Below are 15,890 nucleotides of genomic sequence, written 5' to 3' on the forward strand. Positions count from 1 at the left end.
GAGGGTGGGCGACTCGCGGGGAGCGGCTCACGTGGTCGCCACGAAACCCCCCGATTCGTCCTCGGAAGGGCGAGTGCGCGAACCTCGGAACGATCTTCGCGGCTGGCCGCACCGGTGATCGCTACGAGATCGGCACCAGCCGGACCGTCCTCGATGCGGCTCAGCCCAAGCCTTACGGTTGTATAAGTGCTGTTATGTTCGCGGCGTGAAGAGCGTCGAGAAGGCAGACCCGCTGTACCCGCCCATCGAGCCCTACGAGCACGGCCTGCTCGACGTTGGCGACGGCGCTCAGATCTACTGGGAGGCGTGCGGGAACGCCGACGGCAAACCCGCCCTGTTCGTGCACGGCGGGCCCGGCTGGGGGAGCCTTCCCGTGCGACGCCGGTGCTTCGACCCCGACCGATACCGGGCTGTGCTGTTCGACCAGCGCGGCTGCGGGCGCAGCACCCCGCACGCGAGCGACCCATCCGCCGACCTGCGGCACAACACGACCGCCGACCTGATCGCCGACATGGAGCGGCTGCGCGAACACCTCGGGATCGAGCGCTGGCTGCTGTACGGCGGCTCCTGGGGCTCCACACTGATACTGGCCTACGCCCAGCAACACCGTGCGCGGGTCTCGGAGATCGTCATCGCCGGGGTCACCACCAGCCGACGGGCCGAGATCGACTGGCTCTACCGCGACACCGGCCGGCTCCTGCCCGAACAGTGGGAGGCGTTCCGCGCTGGCGTTCCCGAGGCCGAGCGCGACGGCAACCTTGTCGCCGCCTACGCGCGCCTGATGGAGGATCCCGATCCGGTTGTCCGGGAGCGCGCCGCGGACGCCTGGTGCGCCTGGGAGGACGCGCTCCAGGCCCACGAGCCCAACGGGGCGCCGGGGGCTTTTGCGAGCCGGCCCCTGGCCGACCGGCTGGCCATCGTCCGCCTCTGCGCGCACTACTTCGCCCATGACGCATGGCTGTCCGACGGCGAACTGCTGCGCGGCGCAGCGCGCCTGGCCGGTATCCCCGGCGTGCTGATCCACGGCCGACTCGACCTGAGCTGCCCACTGGACACTGCCTGGATGCTCGCCCGTGGGTGGCCGGACGCCGAACTGGTCATCGTCGACGACGCGGGTCACAGCGGAAGCGACACAATGTCCGAACGGATCCGCGAAGCGCTGGACCGGTTCGCCGTGAAGTAGGAACACACTGCCGACGATCAGGCCACCGCGCAGACAACACAGGACATTGACATCCGGCTGATCCCTCCGCCGGCAGGTTCCGTCGAATACTCGCCGCGCTCACCCGAGGGGTGGTTCTTAAGCGGTTCCAACCGTCATCGGTCGGCGCCGGATGTCTGCCGTTGTACGCGGTGACCTGCGCCGGGGACTGACAAACCTGCCGATCACTGGTCGTCGTTCATCGATCTCTGCCAGTGAAAGGTGGGGGTGAAGCGGGGGCACCCACCGGACCACCTGCCCAGCCGACCGGACAGCTTCTGGACCCGCGCAGATCATCTGCCGGACGCTGCTCGATAAGGTGGGTTCGATGTCGAAGACAGGATCGGTGCTGTTGCTGGCAGGCCCGGCGGGCGCAGGCAAGAGCACCCTTGCAGAAGCGTGGGCCGCTTCGCGTCCCCTAGCGGCTCACGTCGAGGTGGACAAGATAAGCGAGATGATCACGCAGGGGCGCATCGATCCACGCGACGTTGCGGACCCCCGTCAGCCCGAGCAATGGGAGACGTCTGTCCGCGCGACGTGCGCCCTGGTTCGAGCGTTTGCTGAGCGAGGAGTCGACGTAGCAGTCGACGATGTCCTGACACCCGGCCCTGCTGAGGCGTTGTGGCGTCCGCTCCTTTCAGGCTTGCCGAAGATCCTCATAGTGGTCCTCCCCACTCTCCACACTTGTCTCGCACGGGGAACCGCGAGACCAGACAAACTCGTGCCGGAGCACTTGGTACGGCTGCAGCACGACGAGTCGGCCACATGGCCTCCTCACCGTCACCTCGACACGACCGGGGAATCGGTCGAAACGAGTGCGCGGCGACTACTGCACCGAGCCGCGGCCTGTGAGGCAGCGTGGGACTGACCGCCGAGCGGTACCAGCTCGGAAGACTGTCCCGGAGACCACGCCCCCGGCGCTGACCCGCGCTCGAACCTGCAACGGCATGCACCCCGATACCGTTCCCACCATGGGCAGAGGCAGGGCGAAGCAGAAGCGTGATCGTGGTGCGGGCCCGGACGGCGGCAGTGCAGGTGTTCCCGCCCCCGTCGTGCCGGTCCCTCCCGCGCCGAGCGGTGGCGGTAACAAGCCCGTGCCGGACCACACTTCCGCTCCCGAGGACGGTTCCGCTGACGATCGGGAGCTCTAAGCCGGTTAGGCGATACGCAAGGTCGACGAGGTAACAGCGCACATGCCGACCACCATCGAGGCCGACATCCAGGTGCACGGGGCCGACGGTGAGTGCCGACTCGACGCAATAGCTGTTCCCGCACGAGCTGACCGCACCGCTGCAAAGCTCCGAGAAGGGCCCACCGGCTTCCGCGGTCGAGATGCGGTGTCTTTGTCGAAGCCTCCGCGTTCCGAGTGGCGCCCTGACCGTTGCGGCGCCGCTCAGAGTGCTGATGACCAGGCGGCAAGGGATCGGGCTGTACCACTCAGTTAGTCACTCACCGGCAGCCCGCCAGTCCACACGGCCACCAATCGGCCGCCGGGTATTCGAGCCACAGCGGATTTGTGTGGCATCTCGTCGACCTGGCGCAGCCCGACCGCGCGGCATCCCGGGCTCAGCCTGTCACCATTCCGCCGGCCGATCTGCAAATCCTGCGTCCGGGATGCCGTGCGGTATCGAGGAGTCGGACCGCGGCCGGTGTCGAGGCGCGCAGCAGGTGAGGCGTTCGGTGGGGTCCATGGCGCTGGTCGAGGACGAGGATGCACAGCTACTCGCGGAGCCGCAGAACACTGGCGACGAACCGCTCGCTCGCAGGCGAGCGTCCCCCGCCGAGGCCGAAGTGGTCCGGCAGCTCAGTGTCGAGGAAGGTATACAGCTCGTCGGAGCCCGCTCCGCGGGATAGCCGCTCACTGATCGGCGCGATGAGGCAGTCGTACTCGTCAACGATCCCGTCGGGCACGACGCCGATGAAGTCCCACTCGTTGAGCAGCTCGCGAATGGCGGCAGCCCGAGGCGACATCGTGTCACCTCTTTCGTGATCGCTCGTCATGGCGCAAGGGTAGATCCGAGGAGCCTCCAACATCTCAGCTCGGCTCGTGGTATCGGCGCTGCCCAGGCGCGCCGGCCGGGAGCGGAGCGGCAAGGCCGAGCGCGGATGGAGGGCTGCGCCCCTGCCCGCTGGGGCCGGGCTCGATCTCGTGGTGACCTTCCGTTGCGAGGTGTGGGCCGGCGTCAGCGGCGAGACACGCAGCGGGTTGATGCGGTCGGTGCGGTCCACGACGCCGGATGCGGTTCGGTTCCAGTGTGGGTTGACCCGGCAACGCAATAGCGGGAACTGGCTGTTACCGCAGGAGGTCGGCATCCCCGGGGGGCCGGTTACCGGGCGGTACCGAGGAGCTGCTGGGCCCGCGAGATCACAGGCCTGTCGATCAGCTGGCCGTCCAACCGCACCATGACCTCGCCATCCGCGCCGTCGATCGCCGCGAGCACCCGCCTGGCCCAGTCCAGGTCTCCCTCAGACGGGGCGAACGCACCGTTCACCGCGTCAATCTGCCGCGGTTCGATGCACAGCTTCCCTCCGAAGCCGAGGTGGCGAGCTCGTCCGGCGTCCGCGGCGGCGACCCCGGGATCGTCCAGGTCGGTCGTGACCCCGTCGATCGGCGGCGCGATTCCGGCGGCACGGGAGGCGATCACCAATCGCGACCGCGCGTACAGGAGGTTCACGTCGTCCTGCCCGGCGCGGACGTCGATCCCGAGGTCCAGGCCGAAGTCGAGACTGCCGAAGATCAGCGCCGCGACCCGGGGGGTGGCGGCCACGGCCGGGGCGTTCTGGAGCCCCGCCGCGGTCTCGACCAGTGGCAGCACGGGGACCGCTGCCGGGAGGGCGGAAGCCGTCCTCTCGATCGGCGCCGACCCGTCGGCCTTGGGCAGCACCACACCCTGCAGGCCCGGAGCGCCCGCGACGGCGGCCAGGTCGTCCTCGTACCACTCAGTGTCGACCGCGTTGATCCGTACATATGCCTGGTGCTCCGTCAGCCAACGGGCCACTGCCCTCCGTGCCGCAGCCTTCTTCGCCGGACCGACAAGATCCTCGAGATCGAGGATGACTGCATGCGCGCCGTTCGCGACAGGCTCGTCGAACCGCTCCGGACGATCACCAGGTACGACGAACCAGGAGCGAGCTTTGTGAGTCCCCATGAGGGGTCCTTTCCTCGTGAGTCCGCTTGTGTGCGTCAGAAGACGGCAACGGGATTAACGGCGCTCGACGTCACGCCGATCATTCGCCACGGCACCAACGAGAGCAGGAACTCCCACCGGTTCTTCTCCTGACATGTCCGTGCGAGCTCGTCAAGCGCAGCGTTGTCGACGAGCCAGAGCCCCAGCGCCACCAGCCCCACGACATGAATGGGCATCCGAAGGTCGAAGTCGGCCGACTCGGCAGGCGAGACCTCCTGCTGGCCGTCCGTGCTGAGCAGCGCGACGTCCCGTTCGCGGAGGAACGGCAGAGTGGCGGCACTCAGCCCGGCCGCGTGATCATCGGGGTGCGGCCCCTCCGCCGCCGTACGGGCAAAGTTACCCGTGCGCACGAACAGGGCGTCTCCTGCGCGCACAGTCACCCCCTGGCGCTCCTCGGCGGCCGCGAGCTCGTCCGGGTTGATCGCGTGGCCGGGCTCCAGCCACGGCACACCATGAAGCGCTGGAATGTCGAGCAGAACGCCCCGGGTGATGATGCCCTGGGCCGCGTGGTGGACCGACAGCTTGGTGGCGCCACCAACGGTGCGCACATCCGACATGTCGAAGCCGTTGTAGTTCTTGCCGTCCCATGAGAAGTGGGCCAGGCCGTCGAGGTGAGTGGGTGAACCGTGGGCGATCAGGCCCACGTACTCGCGCACCGCGTCGAAGCGCCCCGCCCGGCCGAACAGGGCTTCGACCTCGTTCAGCTCCATGTAGCGCTGGATCACCGTGCCGTGCCCGAGGGGGTCTGGATTCTGCGGATCCATGTCGAAGGACAGCGATACGGCCGTACCGTCGCGAACCGTGCCTGCTGCGGCGCGCCGGACGTCGTCGGTGACCAGGTTCAGTGTCCCGAGGCGGTCGTCATGGCCCCATCTGCCCCAGTTCGACAGCTTCTGGAGGTACCCGATCACCTCTGCGTCCTGCGGCTTCCCGGACATGTCCACTCCTCAGTGTCGAACCCTCCCGGACTGACTGGAGGTTCTTATACGTGTAAGTCCCAGGTTGGCACGCGGGGATGAGGCAGGCAAGGGCGTGTGCAACGGGTCATAGGGGCGGCTACAGGCCGGGGAACGCGGCGAGCCCGGCCCGGGGCTCGGGGTCTTCTACGCTGGTCACATGGTCGATCGCCGGAGCCGGGCTCGCCGCACCACGATGAACGACGTCGCGCGTGTGGCCGGCGTGTCATCCGCCTCCGTCTCCTACGCCCTGACGGGGGCACCCGGCGTGAGCGACGAGCTGCGCGAGCGGATCCGGGCGATCGCGAACGAGCTGGGTTACCGGCCGAGCCTGGTGGCTCAGGGCCTGAAGACCGGCAGGGCCCGCAGCATCGGCCTGCTGCTGACGGACATCACCAATCCCTTCTATACCGAGATCGCCGCCGGCGCCGTGGCCGCCGCGGGGGACTTGGGCTACGAGGTACTGATCTCGCACGTCGGACTTGGGCAGGACGCCGGCGGGGACGATGCCGACGACGCCGGTGCTGCACGGTTGGCCACGGTGGCACGCGCACACATCGACAGGTACAGCAGCGGGCTGTTGCTCACCTCGCTGCTGGCGCGCGACCAGCCGCTGCTGGCTGAACTGCGCCGCACGCACGTTCCGGCGGTGCAGCTCTACCGGAGGGTGCCCGGCGAGCCGTCGGACTGGGTGGGCATCGATGACCACGCCGCTGCCGGAGAGATCATCAACCACCTGCTGACGACCGGGCGCCGCCACATCGCGGTGCTCGGTGGGCAGCGCTCGTCCTATGCGTCGGCGGCTCGCGAGGCGGGCTTCGTCGACGCCCTGAGTGCCGCCGGCCTGCAACCGGCCAACCCCGATCAGGGACGCTGGGGCGACATCAGCCGCCGCTCGGGGCTCGAACGGGCGCGAGAGCTGTTCGCCCGCGGCACGCCGATCGACGCCGTCGCCTGCGGCAACGACCTCATCGCCCTCGGTGTGCTCGACGCCTGCCGTGAGGACGGCTTTGCAGTCCCCGATGACGTCGCCGTGACCGGCCTCGACGACATGAGCTTCGCCAGCGTCGGACCACTGCAGCTGACCACGGTCACCGTGCCGAGAGAGCTCATCGGGCGGCGCGGCGTGCAGATGCTGTTCCGGCGGATCGAGGGCGACTCGGGCCCGCCGGTCGAGGAGGTGCTCCCTCACCAGCTTCGGCCGCGCGACACGACGTGAGGAATCTGCAGGCGCGGCATGGGTATGTTGAAGGCCCTTATACGTTTAAGTAGCTGCTGCTATGCCCCTGACTCGAGGAGAAGCCATGGCTGCCACGGTTGCCGACCAGATGATCGAGGTCCTCGTCCAGGCGGGAGTGCGGCGCATCTACGGGCTGGTCGGTGACAGCCTGAATCCGGTGGCGGACGCGGTCGGGCGTCATCCGGACATGGAGTGGGTGCATGTGCACAACGAGGAGGCCGCGGCGCTCGCGGCGGCCTCCGAGGCCCAGCTCACGGGGCGGCTGGCAGCCTGCGCGGGCAGCTGCGGGCCGGGCAACACGCACCTGGTGCAGGGCCTGTACGACGCGTCCCGTAGCGGCGCTGCGGTGCTGGCGATCGCCTCGCACATCCCCTCGACGCAGATCGGGATGGGCTACTTCCAGGAGACCCATCCGCAGCAGTTGTTCGCCGAGTGCAGCGTGTACTGCGAGATGGTCTCCCGCCCTGAGCAGCTGCCCCGCATGCAGCGCATCGCGATGCAGACCGCGCTGGCGCGCCACGGCGTGGGCGTACTGGTGCTGCCCGGCGACCTCGGCGGAGAACCGGCGCCGCGCCCCACCGGGCACAGTGACCTCGTCATACCGCGGGCCGTCGTTCAGCCGGATCCGGAGCAGGTGCGGGCGCTGGCCGAGAAGATCAACGCCGCTGGGTTCCGTCACGCTGCTCGTCGGCGCCGGGGTCCGGGACGCCCGCGCGGAGGTGCTGGAGCTGGCCTCCAGGGTGCACTCGCCAATCGGGCACTCACTGGGCGGCAAGGAGTGGATCCAGTACGACAACCCCTACGACGTAGGCATGAGCGGCCTGCTCGGCTACGGCGCCTGCTACGAGGCCACCCAAAAGTCCGACCTGCTCGTGCTGCTCGGCACCGACTTCCCCTACGAGACGTTCCTGCCCCAGGCACGCACCGTGCAGGTCGACCGGGACGCCGCTCACCTGGGCCGGCGTACCCGACTTGATCTCGGAGTGCAGGGGGATGTCGCCGCCACCTTGCGCGCGGTGCTCCCGTTGATCGCGCAGAAGAGCGACCGCCGCTTCCTGAATCGCATGCTCCGCCGTCACGCCGAGGTGCTGGAGAAGGTCGTCGCGGCTTACACGACCAAGGTCGACAAGATGCGCCCGATCCATCCGGAGTACGTCGCGGCGTTGCTCGACGAGGCGATGGACGACGACGCGATCGTCACCGTCGACACGGGCATGTGCAACGTCTGGGCGGCCCGCTACATCAGCCCGACGGGGCGCCGGCGGATCATCGGCTCGTTCCGCCACGGCACCATGGCCAATGCGCTCCCTCACGCGATCGGGGCCGCGTACGCCGAGCCCGGACGCCGGGTGGTGTCGATGTCGGGCGACGGCGGGCTGACCATGCTGCTGGGCGAGCTGCTCACCGTGGCAGAGCACGACCTCCCGATTACGACCGTGGCTCTCAACAACGGATCGCTGGGCATGATCCGCCTGGAGATGATGGTAGCCGGCTACCCCTTCTTCGAGACCGACCACGGGGTGGCCCACCTGGCCGGGGTGGCACGAGCGTGTGGCGTGCCGGCAAGCACCGTCGCCGATCCGGCCGAGCTGCCCGAGGAGCTGCACAGGGCTCTCCACACGCCTGGGCCGTACCTGCTCGACGTGCGTACCGACCCCAACGCCCTGTCCATTCCACCTCACATCACCGCAGGCCAGGTCCGCGGCTTCGCACTGGCCGCGACCCGCACCGTCCTCGACGGCGGCGTCGGCAAGATGATCGAGCTCGCCCGCAGCAACCTGCGTTCCATACCGCACCTCTGAACGCCGTGCTCGCCGTCACCTCTGTGGCTACGCAGGGCTCATGTCGCCTGGCCGATCCGCAGTTCGTGGACAATGTCGTCGATGTGGTCGGCTCTACCACCACCCGCCGGAGAGTGCGGTGGTGTCGTTCGTGGATGAGAAGTCCGGGATGCAGGCCCTGGACCGCTCCCCGCCGATGATGCCGGGCATGCGGCAGCGACGTACCCACGATTACCTCCGCCACGGCACCTCGAGCCGGTTCGCCGGCGGTACTTGAGCCGTCGATCGCGGGCGTCAGGAAGGAACGTCATCCGGCGGCCTGCCGTCCCGACCTAGTGACCAGGGCGACGCCGACGGCGGCCAGCGCGGTTCCGATCATCGCCCCCACCTGGAGCGGCTGACCCAGCAACGGAATGGCGGCCAACGCGGTCACGGGCGGAACCAGGAAGAGGTAGCTCGTGGCTGCTCCGCCACCCCGGCGCCGCAAGAGGGTGAAGAGCAGGACGAGCCCACCGATGGAGCTCACGAGGCTCACCCACACGATGGGCCAGATCGCAGAGAACGTGACCGGTACGGACAGGCCGCCGTGGCCGATTGCGAGCGGGGTGATCGACGCCGTCGCAACGACCAGCTGCACCGTCAGACCGGTGCGCAGATCCATCACCGCGCCGAACCGCTTCTGGTACAGGGTGCCGCTGGAGAATGCCGCCAACGAGACGAGCAGGGCGATCAATCCGGCGATCGAGACACCGCCGCCGAGTTCCGAACTGACCGCGGCCGCGACTCCGAGCAGCCCGAGCAGCAATCCGAGCCACTGATGCTTTCTCAACACCTCACCGAAAACGGGGACGGCGATCGCGGCGATCACCAGCGGGCCCGCGCTGGCGATCAGCGACGCGAGACCCGCGGACACCCCCAGGTCCAGCCCGATGTAGATGCCGCCGAACTGAACGGCGTGCAACACGAATCCCGTGACGATCAGATGGATCCACGCCATCGGCCTGCGGGGCCACGGAGCGCGGGTCACGATCGCGACGACGCCCATCACCACCGCGGCCACCAGGAAACGCCACCACAGCAGCGTCAATGCCGGCATCTCGCGCATGCCGAGCTTCCCGACCAGGTAGCCGCTCGACCAGACCACGATGAACAGCGCACCGGGCAGGGCACCGAGCAGAAGGGCCTTGACCGTCGCGCGTAGCCGGCCGGCTCGGCCGGTGCGCACCTCGGCGGAGCACCGGCGGCGCCCGGTGGCGGCATCGGCATCGCCGGGACCGGTCGGCCCGGTATCGGAGGAGTCTGCACAAGCGCCTGTGCGGGCAGGCGAGACTTTCATGTCCTGATCCGTTTCGTGAATGAACCGTCGAAGAAGTTCTGGAGTGCGTGAAATGTGCCGGGCGGGTGCCGAACGGACGCGCACGGAGTGCCAGCGGTGGCCGCGGCACGTCGAATGCCGCTTATCGAGGCGGGCTGGCCAAGTCACGGCGAGGATTTGCCGAACGTAGTTTCGCCAGGCTCACGCAGAACCCCCGGCACGTTGAACGGCCGCCGCTGCGGCGCGTATCGACGCGGGGCGGATCGACGTCCTGGCTGCCGGCAGAAGGGTCGGGAGGCCGCCGGGATCGTGGGACGCTCCGGGAGGTCAGCCCTTGGCCGGCTTGCCCACGGCGTGCTTCGCGAAGAATTCGGCCAGCGGGGCGGCGACGGACCTGGGGTCGTTCTCCGTCGGGATGTGACTGGCGTTCGCGACACGCACGAGCGTCGTGTTCGGCACCTCGGCGGCGAACCGCTCGGCGTTGTGGATCTGCTGGAAGGGGTCGTCCTCGCCCCAGACCAGCAGCTTCGGCGTGGTCGACGCGCGCAGCGACGGCACCAGCTCGAGCGTGTAGCGCTTGTCCGCCGCGCCGGCGAGGGCCATCCACGACCGCGCCACACGCTCCTCGGCCAGCGGCTCGAGGTACTCCTCCACCAGCGCGTCGTCTGCCGCCCCGGCCAGCGCAGCGGCGACCGCCCCACGCCGGATCCTCACCAGGTCGTGTGCCGACGTTGCGGCGACCAGTGCCGGATCGCTGAACTGAGCGATCCTGGGCAGCGGCCACGAGTTGTAGGTCACGCCGTTGACCAGCGCGAAGGCGTTGACGTCAAGCGCGTCCGAGAGGAGCAGGTGCTGCGCGATCGCGCCACCGATGTCGTGCCCGACGATCGACACGGGCCCGTCCACGCCCAGCGCGCGGACGAAGCGGACCACCCAGGCGGAGAGCTCGGGGATGGTCGCGGTCTTCGGCGTCAGCTCTCCCCCGGAGCGACCGAACCCGGGCAGGTCCACGGCGACGGGCCGAAGTCCCGCGGCAGCGAGATCGTCCAGGATCGGGAGAAAGACGCGACTCCAGTACGTTCCGTGCAGCAGCAGGACGACCGGGCCGCCGCCGGCCGTCAAGTAGCTCGCCTTTACGCCGTCGACGTCCACGGACGCGCGCTTCTCATCGTTCGATGACACCTGATCTCCTCCACCTCTCGTTCGCCGACTGACGAACTTACTCGTATAAGTAGAGGGCAGCGGGTCTTATGCCCGGCCGGGGCGGGCGGAGCGTGTGCGTCGAGTCACGAACCCGGACGCATGCGCCACCGAGAGCCGCGCAGGACTACCCGTGATCAGACCGAAGCGCGTTGTGCGGCGCGCTCCTTGCCGAGCCCATGAGCACGTGGACCAGCTCGCTGGGGACGGGAGTGGCGCCGACCCACTGAGTTCGGCTTCAACCCGATCCGCGGGTACACCGGCGCCCCGGCGACAGTCGCATGCCAACCGGCGCGGGTCGGCACGGTCGCCTGGCCACCCTCGTACAGTGCCCTGACCCGAGCGAGGGAGAGAGGCTCAGGCGGCGAAACCACCGTCCACCAGGATCGAGCTGCCGCTGACATGGCGACCGCCGGGGCCGGCCAGGTAGGCCACCATGCCGGCGACGTCCCGCGCTTGCCCGTAGTGACCGAGGGCGATGAACTGGCGGAGGAAGTCCGCCGCGGGTCCCTCGGCCGGGTTCATGTTTCCGTCGGGCCGGGATCCACCACGACCGCGGTGATGCCACGCGGGCCCAAGTCCCGGGCCAGCCCCTTGGTGAGGCCCGTCAGCGCCGACTTGCTCAACGCGTACAGCGTCATCCCCGGTCCGGGCAGCCGTTCGATCAAACAGCTGCCGATGTTGATGATCCGGCCACCGTCACTCATGTGTCGAGCCGCCGTCTGCGCGGCAGCGAACACAGCTCGGACATGGATCCCCAGGATGCGGTCGACGTCCTCCAACGTGACCTCGTCCAGGGGACCGGACGGAAACACACCCGCGTTGTTGACCAGGATGTCGAACCCGCCGAACTCGGCGACGGTCGCCTCGACCGCTGCCCGCACAGCCTCGGGGTCCGCGTTGTCCGCCTGGATCGGGAGTGCGCGCCCGCCGTCCGCCTGGATGTCCTTCGCGACACCGTCCGCATGGTCCGCCGCGCCGAGGTAGGTCAAGCCGACCGCCGCCCCGTTCCTGGCCAGCGTCCGGGCGATCTCCGCCCCGATGCCCCGGCTGCCACCCGTTACCAGTGCCACCTTGCCCGACAGGTCATTCATGTCGTCCTCATTTCTATGTCGATCGGCACAGAAATCTAGCACCGGGAAGGCTTGCCCCCCGGGCTTCTGTTACGGTTGACACAGAAATGAGGGGGCACATGGGACAGCGGGGCAGACCGCGCGGCTTCGACCGAGACACCGCGCTGCGCAAGGCGATGGAGACGTTCTGGAAGTACGGCTACGACGGCGCCTCGATGACCCGCCTCACCGCCGCGATGGGCATCGCCTCACCCAGCCTGTACGCCTGTTTCGGCAGCAAGGAAGCCCTGTTCCGGCAAGCCGTCGAACTGTACGGAGCGACGGTCGGCGCACCGGCGCAACAGGCCCTCGAGGAGGCACCGACGGCCTACGACGGCATCCGCGCGATGCTGCGGGCCAACATCACCACCTTCACCGAGCCGGACCAGCCCCCCGGATGCATGGTCGTCCTCGCAGCGGCGGCCGGGAGCGCCCGGAACGAAGAGGTCAGCGCTTTCGTGACCGAGCGCCGACAGGCAGTGCGCGAACTCTTCCGACAACGGCTCAGCCGAGGCGTGACGGCAGGCGACGTCCCGGCCACCGCGGACCTCGACGCCCTCGCGGCCCTGTACACCACGGTGCTCCACGGGCTGGCCATCCAGGCTCGCGACGGCGCCAACCGCGAGGAACTCCAAGCAATCATCGAGTCAGCGATGCTCAATGCCCCAAGGGCCAGCCGATAGACCTCCTGGATTCGCCGAGCCGCTGACCGCGGGGTGAACAGAAATTCGCACACCTCGGCGGGGCCGACCAGCGAAGTGCCGGCATGCCAGTCCCCCTCCATGTTGGGGATAGAAATTCCTGGTTGTGCCGCACGTGAGACCCACAAGATGCTCCCCGCGCACGCGGAGATGAGTTCGCGTTACGAACGGGGCGTTGATGTCGACTGCCCCCGCCCCGAGCCGCCGTCAGGTGCCGAATGTCTGCTCGCCGAGCACCTCGAGGAACTCGAAGCTCGCCGACGTGGTCGATCCCGGTTGTGGCCGGAAGATCACCAGTCTATGGCCGGTAATGGAGCTGAGGACGACGTCGCACTGCACGTCGAGAGGCCCCGCGTGGGGATGGATCAGCTGCTTGCGGGTCGAGCGGAGGGGCTCCACGGCCATGTCGTCCCAGTACCGGCCGAACTCCACGCTCGTTCGGAGGAGGTCGGCGATGAGGCAGTCGGCCACGGCGTCCCCGCCACGGCGTGCGGTGGCCGCACGCAGGTCCGCGACGTAACCGCGCCCGATCGCCTCGTGCTCCTCGGTGATGTTGAGCGCTCGCGATGCGGGGTCGGTGAACCAGCGCCAGGTCACGTTACCGGCGCGCTCGTCGCCGAGTTTCCAGGAGCCGAGCAGCGCTTGGCTGAGCCGGTTCTGGGCGAGGATCGTGGTGAGGTCGTCCATGACGTGCGCGGGCACGGTGGTCAGGGCGTCGAGCAGGAACATCATCGCGGGGTCGACGTAGCCGCCGGTCGCGCCCGTGAGCGGCGGGGAGCAGCCGGCGAGCCGGTAGAGGTGGTCGCGCTCGTCGACGGACAGGCGCAGCGCCCTGGCCAGGCTCGCCAGCATGGCTTGCGAGGGGTGCGCATTGCGGGACTGCTCCAGCCGCTCGTAGTAGTCGACCGAGACGTTCGCCAGCAGCGCGACCTCGGCTCGTCGGAGCCCGGGGGTGCGGCGGCGGCCGCCGGCGACGAGCCCGACGTCGGCCGGGCGCAGCGCCTCGCGTCGAGCCCGCAGGAAGCTCCCCACGTCGTTGTGCCTGCTCGTGCCGCTCACTCCTGGATGGCCTTCATCCCGGCCGCGACGTACCGCTCGCCGGCCACCTCGTCGGCCGGGATCACCTCAGCCAGGGCGGTCAGCGTCTCGGCGTCCACGGTGAGCGTGGCAGCGGCGACGTTCTCCTCCAGGTAGGCGCGCCGCTTGGTGCCGGGAATGGCGGTGACGCCGTGCGCGAGCACCCATGCCAGGGCCAGCTGCCCGGGTGTGGCGTCGTATTTCTCGGCGATCACTCGGACGCGGTCGGCCAGAGCGAGGTTGTGCGCGAAGTTCTCGCCGCTGAAACGGGGGGCGCTGCGACGCCAGTCGCCCTCCGGCAGCCCGTCGAGCGAGCGCAGCTCGCCAGTCAGCAGGCCGCGACCCAACGGTGAGTAGGCCACGAACCCGATGCCCAGCTCGCGCACCGTGTCGAGCACACCGTTGGTCTCCACGGTCCGCGTGAACAGCGAGTACTCGGTCTGCACGGCCGAGAGCGGTGCCGCTGCGTGGGCCGCGCGAACGGTCTCGGCGGACGCTTCACAGATGCCCAGGTACCGCACCTTGCCTTCGGCGACCAGCTCGCCCAGTGCACCGAAGGTCTCGGCCACCGGCACGTTCGGGTCCACCCGGTGCTGGTAGTACAGATCGATGCGGTCCGTGCCGAGCCGCCGCAGCGAGCCCTCCACCGCACGCCGCAGGTAGTCGGCCCGGCCGTTCGGGCCGCCGACGATCTTGCCCGTCTCGTCGAGCGTCACCCCACCGAACTTGGTGGCGAGCACGACTCGGTCTCGGTCGCGCGCGACCGCGCGTCCGACCAACTGCTCACCGGTGAACGGGCCGTACATGTCCGCTGTGTCGAACAGCGTCACGCCGAGCTCGATCGCCCGCTGGATCGTTTCGACCGACCCCGCATCGTCCGGGGTGCCGTACATCGCGGTCATCCCCATCGTGCCCAAACCCTCGACCGACGTGGTCAAACCCCGGCTGCCGAGCGCATGTGTCCTGATGCTCATGTTGTCCTCTAGTCATGGCGCGCCTCCGCCATTCGGCGGCGCCACCAAGCATGCGACGGCACAGGGACACTTCGATCGTTCAGCTCAGACCCGTCTTCCGAGGACGACGCTAGGGCACGGCGAACCGTGACGAGCCGGGCGCTCCCGGCGCGAGCTCATCGGGTCGAGCCCACCTCCCGGCCCTGGCAGCCGCCCTGCAGGAGAGACGGGCGACAACCCCAGGCCCGCCCCACGGCCGAGCTGGGCGGTCAGCCGCCACCCGGCCAACCGAGGCCGCAGCTCCCCGTAGCTGTAAACAAACACGCTCGTCCAGGAGGACGACCAGTTGGGCGCGCCGGGGTCGTCGGTATGGAACCAGTTCGGCGAGGGCCGGCCCTCGGGGACAAGGGCGTCGAGGCCCAGGACGTCGACGGCGAACTCGGTGACGACGCGGTGATACTCGCTCCAGAGCAGCTTGAACGCCGTCGCCTCCGGCAAAGCTGCTCCCCGGCGATCAGCAGCGCCGCCATCCGGGCTCCGTGGCAGCGCAGCTGCTCGACCTGGACGTGGCATCAGGCAAGCCGGGTCCGGATGTCGGGGACGTTGTCGAGACCCCGCTCGTTGCGGAATCGAATCGGAGCGTGCAGGGCCGTCTCACCGCGCTCGAAACCGAGCAACGTCATCGCCACCGCCCAGCCCCGTGACCTCGCCAACGACACCGGATCGCCTGGGCATCCATCGAGCGACGTGCGGCACGAGGCCGCCGTGCCAGGTCTCCGCCCCGCCCGCCGGTGCGTGCCACTGGAAGAACAGCGCCCCCTGCGAACCGCCTTGGCGATCGTCCTGCCGTCCACCGTTCTGGCTCCAGAACGCGGTGTACCAGGCCGTGTCGAGCCGCTTCAGGGAGCCATAGCGGCGCTGCATCCACCCGCGGAAGGCGGCCGCGGCGTGCTCGCTCCAGGACGTCGTGCCGTACTCGTTGTGCACGTGCCAGGCCTGCAGCGTCGGGTGGTCGCCGTAGCGCTGCGCCTGCTGCCGGGCGATGGCGCACCGGATCTGGTGGACGGAGCCCCGCTCCCCAGCTCGGCTCCGTCCACCACGCATGGACGCCCCCAAGCGTCCGAAGTCGCCACCCGCTGCCGCACCAGCTGCCACACAGGGGCGGA

At 69.1% G+C, this 15,890-nt stretch carries 12 protein-coding genes and 3 pseudogenes; 6 read left to right on the forward strand and 9 right to left on the reverse strand.

From position 1 onward, the window contains the following. The first annotated feature begins 205 nt into the window (after positions 1 to 205). The gene (gene pip / locus HF577_RS23500; protein WP_312859325.1) at positions 206 to 1,183 is read left to right on the forward strand and encodes a prolyl aminopeptidase; all 978 of its coding nucleotides are present in this window, start codon (positions 206 to 208) and stop codon (positions 1,181 to 1,183) included. A 346-nt stretch (positions 1,184 to 1,529) separates the two neighbouring features. Continuing rightward, on the forward strand, positions 1,530 to 2,069 hold the full coding sequence (locus HF577_RS40235; RefSeq protein ID WP_169398109.1) for an AAA family ATPase: 540 nt from the start codon (positions 1,530 to 1,532) through the stop codon (positions 2,067 to 2,069). An 851-nt stretch (positions 2,070 to 2,920) separates the two neighbouring features. Here the strand turns inward: HF577_RS40235 and HF577_RS23510 are convergent. The 3 genes from HF577_RS23510 to HF577_RS23520 all read right to left on the reverse strand — a co-directional run bounded on the left by HF577_RS23510 (position 2,921) and on the right by HF577_RS23520 (position 5,327). Next, positions 2,921 to 3,172: a hypothetical protein gene (locus tag HF577_RS23510; RefSeq protein WP_169398110.1), complete on the reverse strand. Its 252-nt coding sequence runs from the start codon at positions 3,170 to 3,172 to the stop codon at positions 2,921 to 2,923. Positions 3,173 to 3,528: 356 nt separating this feature from the next. After that, complete coding sequence (locus HF577_RS23515; RefSeq protein ID WP_169398111.1) at positions 3,529 to 4,350, reverse strand: HpcH/HpaI aldolase/citrate lyase family protein; 822 nt, start codon at positions 4,348 to 4,350, stop codon at positions 3,529 to 3,531. A 35-nt stretch (positions 4,351 to 4,385) separates the two neighbouring features. Further along, on the reverse strand, positions 4,386 to 5,327 hold the full coding sequence (locus HF577_RS23520; protein ID WP_169398112.1) for a cyclase family protein: 942 nt from the start codon (positions 5,325 to 5,327) through the stop codon (positions 4,386 to 4,388). A 178-nt stretch (positions 5,328 to 5,505) separates the two neighbouring features. Between HF577_RS23520 and HF577_RS23525 the strand changes: the two genes are divergently transcribed. The 3 genes and pseudogenes from HF577_RS23525 to HF577_RS38650 all read left to right on the forward strand — a co-directional run. Beyond that, on the forward strand, positions 5,506 to 6,564 hold the full coding sequence (locus tag HF577_RS23525) for a LacI family DNA-binding transcriptional regulator (RefSeq protein WP_169398113.1): 1,059 nt from the start codon (positions 5,506 to 5,508) through the stop codon (positions 6,562 to 6,564). Positions 6,565 to 6,649: 85 nt separating this feature from the next. After that, positions 6,650 to 8,387: pseudogene (locus HF577_RS23530) on the forward strand (pyruvate dehydrogenase). Positions 8,388 to 8,437: 50 nt separating this feature from the next. Then, positions 8,438 to 8,631 (forward strand): annotated as a pseudogene (locus tag HF577_RS38650) (IS630 family transposase); the annotation flags it as partial. 42 nt (positions 8,632 to 8,673) lie between these two features. Here the strand turns inward: HF577_RS38650 and HF577_RS23535 are convergent. The 3 genes and pseudogenes from HF577_RS23535 to HF577_RS23550 all read right to left on the reverse strand — a co-directional run bounded on the left by HF577_RS23535 (position 8,674) and on the right by HF577_RS23550 (position 11,975). Further along, the gene (locus tag HF577_RS23535; protein ID WP_169398114.1) at positions 8,674 to 9,786 is read right to left on the reverse strand and encodes a DMT family transporter; all 1,113 of its coding nucleotides are present in this window, start codon (positions 9,784 to 9,786) and stop codon (positions 8,674 to 8,676) included. Positions 9,787 to 10,008: 222 nt separating this feature from the next. Further along, positions 10,009 to 10,863, reverse strand: a complete 855-nt coding sequence (locus tag HF577_RS23540) for an alpha/beta fold hydrolase (RefSeq protein ID WP_169398115.1) — start codon at positions 10,861 to 10,863, stop codon at positions 10,009 to 10,011. 375 nt (positions 10,864 to 11,238) lie between these two features. After that, a pseudogene (locus HF577_RS23550) lies at positions 11,239 to 11,975 on the reverse strand (SDR family NAD(P)-dependent oxidoreductase). Positions 11,976 to 12,073: 98 nt separating this feature from the next. On the opposite strand from HF577_RS23550, the gene HF577_RS23555 reads away from it, so the two are divergent. Continuing rightward, positions 12,074 to 12,676: a TetR/AcrR family transcriptional regulator gene (locus tag HF577_RS23555; protein ID WP_169398116.1), complete on the forward strand. Its 603-nt coding sequence runs from the start codon at positions 12,074 to 12,076 to the stop codon at positions 12,674 to 12,676. A gap of 225 nt (positions 12,677 to 12,901) precedes the next feature. Here HF577_RS23555 and HF577_RS23560 read toward each other — a convergent pair whose 3' ends face one another. The 3 genes from HF577_RS23560 to HF577_RS23570 all read right to left on the reverse strand — a co-directional run bounded on the left by HF577_RS23560 (position 12,902) and on the right by HF577_RS23570 (position 15,828). Then, entirely contained in the window at positions 12,902 to 13,753 is an 852-nt protein-coding gene (locus HF577_RS23560) for a helix-turn-helix transcriptional regulator (protein WP_169398117.1), read from the reverse strand. After that, positions 13,750 to 14,745: an aldo/keto reductase gene (locus HF577_RS23565; protein WP_169398118.1), complete on the reverse strand. Its 996-nt coding sequence runs from the start codon at positions 14,743 to 14,745 to the stop codon at positions 13,750 to 13,752. Before HF577_RS23565 ends, HF577_RS23560 begins: the two co-directional genes overlap by 4 nt. Positions 14,746 to 15,378: 633 nt before the next feature. Beyond that, positions 15,379 to 15,828: a beta-galactosidase gene (locus HF577_RS23570; protein WP_169398119.1), complete on the reverse strand. Its 450-nt coding sequence runs from the start codon at positions 15,826 to 15,828 to the stop codon at positions 15,379 to 15,381. Positions 15,829 to 15,890: the final 62 nt, after the last annotated feature.

Source organism: Pseudonocardia xinjiangensis, assembly GCF_012911925.1.
GTDB lineage: Bacteria > Actinomycetota > Actinomycetes > Mycobacteriales > Pseudonocardiaceae > Pseudonocardia > Pseudonocardia xinjiangensis.

Coding starts and splice junctions, on each gene's coding strand:
- HF577_RS40235 (WP_169398109.1), top strand. CDS start 1,530: ATGTCGAAGACAGGATCGGTGCTGTTGCTGGCAGGCCCGGCGGGCGCA.
- HF577_RS23510 (WP_169398110.1), bottom strand. CDS start 3,172: ATGTCGCCTCGGGCTGCCGCCATTCGCGAGCTGCTCAACGAGTGGGAC.
- HF577_RS23515 (WP_169398111.1), bottom strand. CDS start 4,350: ATGGGGACTCACAAAGCTCGCTCCTGGTTCGTCGTACCTGGTGATCGT.
- HF577_RS23520 (WP_169398112.1), bottom strand. CDS start 5,327: ATGTCCGGGAAGCCGCAGGACGCAGAGGTGATCGGGTACCTCCAGAAG.
- HF577_RS23525 (WP_169398113.1), top strand. CDS start 5,506: ATGGTCGATCGCCGGAGCCGGGCTCGCCGCACCACGATGAACGACGTC.
- HF577_RS23555 (WP_169398116.1), top strand. CDS start 12,074: ATGGGACAGCGGGGCAGACCGCGCGGCTTCGACCGAGACACCGCGCTG.
- HF577_RS23565 (WP_169398118.1), bottom strand. CDS start 14,745: ATGAGCATCAGGACACATGCGCTCGGCAGCCGGGGTTTGACCACGTCG.
- HF577_RS23570 (WP_169398119.1), bottom strand. CDS start 15,828: ATGCGTGGTGGACGGAGCCGAGCTGGGGAGCGGGGCTCCGTCCACCAG.